General features: G+C 63.2%; 6 protein-coding genes. 1 reads left to right on the top strand and 5 read right to left on the bottom strand.

What is annotated here, in order from left to right; translation table 11 throughout:
- Positions 1-99: 99 nt before the first annotated feature.
- Positions 100-297 carry a hypothetical protein gene (locus tag DD1DGNOD_RS28215; protein ID WP_206443245.1) on the bottom strand — a complete coding sequence of 66 codons (198 nt, stop codon included), beginning with the start codon at positions 295-297 and terminating at the stop codon, positions 100-102.
- Here DD1DGNOD_RS28215 and DD1DGNOD_RS16730 point away from each other — a divergent pair.
- Positions 296-835, top strand: coding sequence for a transposase (locus DD1DGNOD_RS16730; RefSeq protein ID WP_241255786.1), 540 nt, complete (start codon positions 296-298; stop codon positions 833-835). The two genes, DD1DGNOD_RS28215 and DD1DGNOD_RS16730, sit on opposite strands and share 2 nt — an antisense overlap.
- A gap of 181 nt (positions 836-1,016) precedes the next feature.
- Here DD1DGNOD_RS16730 and DD1DGNOD_RS16725 read toward each other — a convergent pair whose 3' ends face one another.
- The 4 genes from DD1DGNOD_RS16725 to DD1DGNOD_RS16710 form a co-directional block, all read right to left on the bottom strand.
- Positions 1,017-2,573: a long-chain-fatty-acid--CoA ligase gene (locus DD1DGNOD_RS16725; protein ID WP_165034896.1), complete on the bottom strand. Its 1,557-nt coding sequence runs from the start codon at positions 2,571-2,573 to the stop codon at positions 1,017-1,019.
- Between the two features lie 37 nt (positions 2,574-2,610).
- The gene (locus DD1DGNOD_RS16720) at positions 2,611-3,399 is read right to left on the bottom strand and encodes an enoyl-CoA hydratase/isomerase family protein (protein ID WP_131766392.1); all 789 of its coding nucleotides are present in this window, start codon (positions 3,397-3,399) and stop codon (positions 2,611-2,613) included.
- Between the two features lie 67 nt (positions 3,400-3,466).
- Positions 3,467-4,243 (bottom strand): SDR family NAD(P)-dependent oxidoreductase, encoded by a 777-nt coding sequence (locus tag DD1DGNOD_RS16715; protein ID WP_131766391.1) that lies wholly within the window; start codon positions 4,241-4,243, stop codon positions 3,467-3,469.
- Positions 4,244-4,281: 38 nt separating this feature from the next.
- A complete protein-coding gene (locus DD1DGNOD_RS16710) occupies positions 4,282-5,043 on the bottom strand; it encodes an SDR family oxidoreductase (RefSeq protein WP_283234712.1) in 762 nt (253 codons plus the stop codon).
- Between the last annotated feature and the right edge of the window lie 14 nt (positions 5,044-5,057).

Genomic DNA, 5,057 nt, shown 5'->3' with positions numbered 1-5,057 from the left:
GGTGTCGGTGGTCAGCGGCTTGTCGTGCTCGGCGTTGTAACGCTGCCGGGCCGCGCGGGCCTGGGTGTGCAGGGCTGTGTAGAAGTCGTCGGGCGAGCCCTACTCGCGGATGCCGGCCGCGACCAGCCAATCGCGGACCTCGGCGGTGGGCTCGTCGGCGAAGACGGCGCCACGCCACCGGCCAACCTTGACTTTGAACAGGACGGCGTCCTCGATGGCCCGGATCCGCTCGGCGGCGTCCGCCGAGTGGATCAGTACAGTCGTCGAATCCCGTTGCCCCCAGGCGAAACGTTGCATGGACTCGTTTCACGTCGTGGCGTGGGCCACGGACGCGGTCGACACTGTCCGCCGTCGTACCGTGAACGATCTGAAAGCCGCCGGCCGCGGCGAGGACGCGAAACTCCTGAAAGGTACCCGGTGGGCGCTGTTGAAGAACCCCGCGAACCAGACCGGGAAGCAGCGGACCACGGTAGCCTCCATCCAGAAGACCAACCGGAAACCCTATACCGCCTACCTGCTGAAGGAACAGCTCAGAGAGGTGTTCAAAGTCGGCAGAGACAAAGGAAAGAAACTCCTCGCGGGCTGGCTGGCCTGGGCGGCGCGTTGCCGAATACCCGAGTTCGTCAAGATAGGCGAGACCGTCCGGAAACAACTGACCGCTATCCACAACACCCTCGACTACGCCGTCACCAACGCCCGCGTCGAGGCCACCAACACCCACCTACGCCAACTCACCCGCCGTGCCTACGGCTTCCACCCGCCCGACGCACTGATCGCCATGGCACTCCTCACCCGAGGCGGACTCGAGATCGACCTCCCCGGCCGCCGTTCTTGATCGACGATCAGCGACCCACTAACACGTCAGAAGAGCCAACTTTGGTCGGTTCACACAGAGCTACACGCGATGGCCTCTTTCGTCCGGGAACGACACACTCCAGACGGTCAGCAAGATTCCGGCGATCTACGCCACTCGGGGGGACTCACCCGTGCGACAGAGCCATCGCGCAGACGCTCCCTCACCTGGACGTCTGAGCGATGATCTCGTCCCGAAGGACGCTTTTCATCACTTTTCCACTTGCAGTTATCGGTAATGAGCTAACGAATACTATCTCTTTCGGGACCTTATATCCGGCAATTAGCTCGCGACATTGAGCAATGAGTTGTTCTGCCACCAGGACTGCGTTGGGTTCTGGGACTACGACGGCAACCACACGCTCGCCCCATTTCGCGTCCGGCAGGCCGATCGCCGCGCAGAGCTGGACGCCGCTGATCTGTTGGAGTGCCTGCTCCACTTCGGTTGAATAAACGTTTTCACCACCAGTTATGATCATGTCTTTGACGCGATCGACGATGTAGAAGAATCCGTCTGCGTCGCGGTAACCGGCGTCTCCGGTGTGATACCAGCCGTCTCGGAAGGCATGGGCTGTGAAATCTGGTTGGTTGTGATAGCCGGTGGTCAGTGACGGCGATCGGAGCAAGAACTCGCCGACCTGCCCATCGGGGACCTCGTTCCCGTCAGAGTCGGCGACTTTGAGCTCGACCAGCGGCAACGGGCTGCCACAGGATTCCAGTTTGATTCCACGCCTGTGCTGGTCAGGCCGTAGGAAGGTGACTCCGGCGCAGGTCTCGGTAGCACCGTAGAATTGGATGAAATCGCACGTCATCGCCTGGAGAGCGCGTTTGAGCGGCGAGAGGCCAATGGGTGAGCCAGCATAGACAACGACGCGGACTGACGACAGGTCGGCGGTGGCCGCGTCGGGATGGTCGAGCATCATCTGGATCACGGTCGGTATGAGCGGCAGGAGCGTAGGTCGATCATGCTGAATGAGCGCAAGTAATTTGCCCGGGTCCGGCATAGAGTAGACGGCAACCGCGGCACCATTGTAGAGCGCTTGCAGGGACAGCCCGACGCCCATCGCATGGAACAGTGGCATAACGGTGAGCATGACGTCCTCAGAGGTGTAGCTGAACGACGGTTCCAGGTGCTCGCACAGACGCAGATAGAGATAGCTCTGGTGCGACAGCTGCACACCCTTGGGTTTTCCAGTGGTGCCGGAGGTATACATGAGGATCGCGGTGTGCCAGGGATTGACGTCGACCACTTGGTCGTCACTGCTGGCCGCACTCATCAGTTCGTCCAACGCGGAGCGGCCTGGCCGTGTCGAGTCGTAGCCGATGACGCGGCAGCGCAGTCCGCTGGAAGCGATGGCCTTCTCCGCGACGTCGGCATATTCGCGGTCGGCGAAGAAGAGATCTGGCGACGCGTCCTGAAGTATGGCAACCAGTTCGGGTAAAGCGAGCCGCCAGTTCAGCGGAAGCAGTGCCACGCCGATTTTGTTCACACCGAACAGAATTTCGAAGTAGCGCGTTGAATTCTTGCCCAAGAGGGCCACCCGGGCACCAGGCACGACATCGGCCGCTGCGACGACATTGGCAATCTGGTTCGACCGGATATCGAGCTGGGACCAGGAGACCGGCCCGTCGGCACCGATGAGAGCGGGAGCGGCCGGTGTTATGCGCGAGTAGTGCCGCGGGATGTCTCCCAGTGTTCTGATCTCAGAGTAGAGCCACATACCTGCTGTCCTTCCGTAATTGAGATCACTACGCGCTTCACTGGCCATGGAAGCGTGGCGTGCGTTTCTCGACGAAGGCCGTGATGCCTTCGCGTGCGTCACTGGTAGCCGCGGCACGGGCCAGTGCCTGGGCCTCGTCCTCGAGCTGGGCTTCAAGGGGATTGGCGAGTGCGCGGGCGAGCAGACGCCGGATCTCGCCGTAGGCTCTCGTGGGACCCTGACCGAGCTCGACGGTAGCCTTGTACGCCTCTTCGGCTACCGCGTCGTCGTCGAGCACATGATCCACGAGACCGGTGCGCTTCGCCTCGTCGGCGTCGAGCACTTCACCGAGCAGCAGAAATCGTCGTGCGCGCGCGATGCCCATTCGCGACGCTAGCCCGGAGGTCGCACCGAGGTCGCAGGTGAAGCCGATCCGGGCGTAGGCGGCTCCGAAGCGTGCGGATCGCGCGCTGTAGACCAGGTCGCAGTTAGCGATGATCGATACGGCACCGCCCATGGCGGTACCCTGCACGCAGGCGACGATGGGCGCGTCCATCCGCAGGAGCCGGGCCAGTCCCATGTGGAGACCGGATGTGCCGTCACGCACCGCCGCGGAAGCGGCGTCGAGGTCGCGGGAGAACATCCCGATGTCACCTCCGATGCTGAAGAACCGGCCGCGCGACCGCAGGAGGACGACCCGGACATCGCGGCGACTGGCCAACTCGTTTCCGAGGTGACCGAACTCGCGACAGAACACCGCGCTGAATGAATTTCCGTCGTCGGGGCGGTTTAGCACCACGCTGGCCACGCCGCCGTCGACGGTCAGCTCGAGTGTCTCGTAACCCATTTGAATGCTTTCTGAGGTATGGGTAGTTGCCGCGCTACGGCTTGGATTCGGAGCGGGGCCGGGATCATCACGCCACGGAGATACCGCCGTTGATGCTGATCGCCTGGCCGGTGATGCGCCGTGCGGCGGGACTGGCGAGGAAGAGCGCCATCGCCGCGAGGTCAGAAGATTCAGCCACACCGAGGTGGGCCATGCTGGTGGCCTTGGCGAACATCTTGGCGCTGAATGGTTCACCGTCGATGAGGGCGGCGCCGGGGGTGCCGGCGATGATCGACGGCGTGAGGAGGTTGATGCGCACACCTTCGCGCTTGACCTCGAGGGCAGCGGCCTTGGAGAACATGACGATGGCGGCCATAGCAGCTCCGATCAGGGTCTCGCCGGGCGTGGCGACCTTGGCCGCGTCGGAGGCAACGTTGATGATCGCTCCGGCTCGTCGTTGACGCATGCCCGGTAGGACGGCGTACATCATGTGCAGTGGTGGTAGGACGACTTCGTCGATGCGCGGCCTGATGTTGTGGATGGGGATGTTGTGGAGCAGCCGCGGTGGTTCGCTTGGCCCTGTGGTGTTGACCAGGACGTCGATGTCGCCCAGGTGCGCGCGGGCGTCCGCTTCGGCCCGGAGGGCGTCGGCCGGATCGGTCGCGTCGACCTGGATGAAGCTGATGTCGGCAGTCGGTGCTCGGTCGCGAATCGTTTGACATGCCGCTTCACCGCGTTTCAGGTTACGGCCCAGCATGACCACGCGGGCTCCGTGTTCTGCGAACTGTGCGCCGGTTTCGAGTCCGACGCCCGCGGTACCGCCGAGAACGGTGACGCCGCAGTCAGAGATCGACCTGCTGCTCATAGGTGTTGGCTGCTCCTGCGTGTGGCGATGGGAGGTCCTCATGACTTGTCCGCCACCACTTTGGTGAGAATCGCAGGGCTTGACGAGCGGTGGAAACCGTCGTAAAGCTGGTTGTTGCGGATCGGTTGTAGCTCCCACCAACCGCGCCGGGCGTTGGGGGCACCGCCGTCGACGCGGATGCAGGAGCCGGTGATGAAGCTTGCTGCCGGCGAGAGGAGGAAGACGATGGCCGCCGAGACTTCGGACTCGGTTCCGAATCGTTGTAGCGGGATGCCAGGGGTGACGTCGTTCTGGATGAACTCGGTATCCTTGGCATCGTAGGTGTCCAAACCACTGGACGCGATCGAGCCTGGGGCGACGGTGTTCACGCGCACACCCGACTCCGCCCATTCAGTGGCGGCGCACTCGGTCAATGTGAACATGCCGCCGCGGGACGCGGCAGAGTGCGAGAAGTGGGGCCAGCCGTGCCAGATATCGGCGATCATGTTGACGATTGTGTCGCCATTGTCAACCATCCAGCGGTTGTAGATCTCGCGCATGACGATGAAACCGCCGGTGAGGTTGGTCCGGACGACCGCGTCGAATCCCTTGGTGGTAATGATCTTCAGCGGTGCACGGTACTGCCCGCCGGCGTTGTTGACCAGTCCGTCGATTCGGCCGCGGTCAGCCAGGACGGACTCCACCACTTCGATCACGGCGTATTCGTCGCGGATGTCGGCGACGTGAGCGGAGACCGATCCGCCGTCGCTCTCGATCTCCTCCCGGACCCGCCGGAGCTTGTCCTCGGCGCGGCCGACGATGGCAACGTGCGCGC

Source organism: Candidatus Protofrankia californiensis, assembly GCF_900634765.1.
Taxonomy (GTDB): Bacteria; Actinomycetota; Actinomycetes; order Frankiales; family Frankiaceae; genus Protofrankia; species Protofrankia californiensis.
The sequence above is the reverse complement of the archived record's forward strand: the minus strand, read 5'-3'. Positions and strand labels throughout refer to the sequence as shown.

Coding starts and splice junctions, on each gene's coding strand:
- DD1DGNOD_RS16730 (WP_241255786.1), top strand. CDS start 296: ATGGACTCGTTTCACGTCGTGGCGTGGGCCACGGACGCGGTCGACACT.
- DD1DGNOD_RS28215 (WP_206443245.1), bottom strand. CDS start 297: ATGCAACGTTTCGCCTGGGGGCAACGGGATTCGACGACTGTACTGATC.
- DD1DGNOD_RS16725 (WP_165034896.1), bottom strand. CDS start 2,573: ATGTGGCTCTACTCTGAGATCAGAACACTGGGAGACATCCCGCGGCAC.
- DD1DGNOD_RS16720 (WP_131766392.1), bottom strand. CDS start 3,399: ATGGGTTACGAGACACTCGAGCTGACCGTCGACGGCGGCGTGGCCAGC.
- DD1DGNOD_RS16715 (WP_131766391.1), bottom strand. CDS start 4,243: ATGAGCAGCAGGTCGATCTCTGACTGCGGCGTCACCGTTCTCGGCGGT.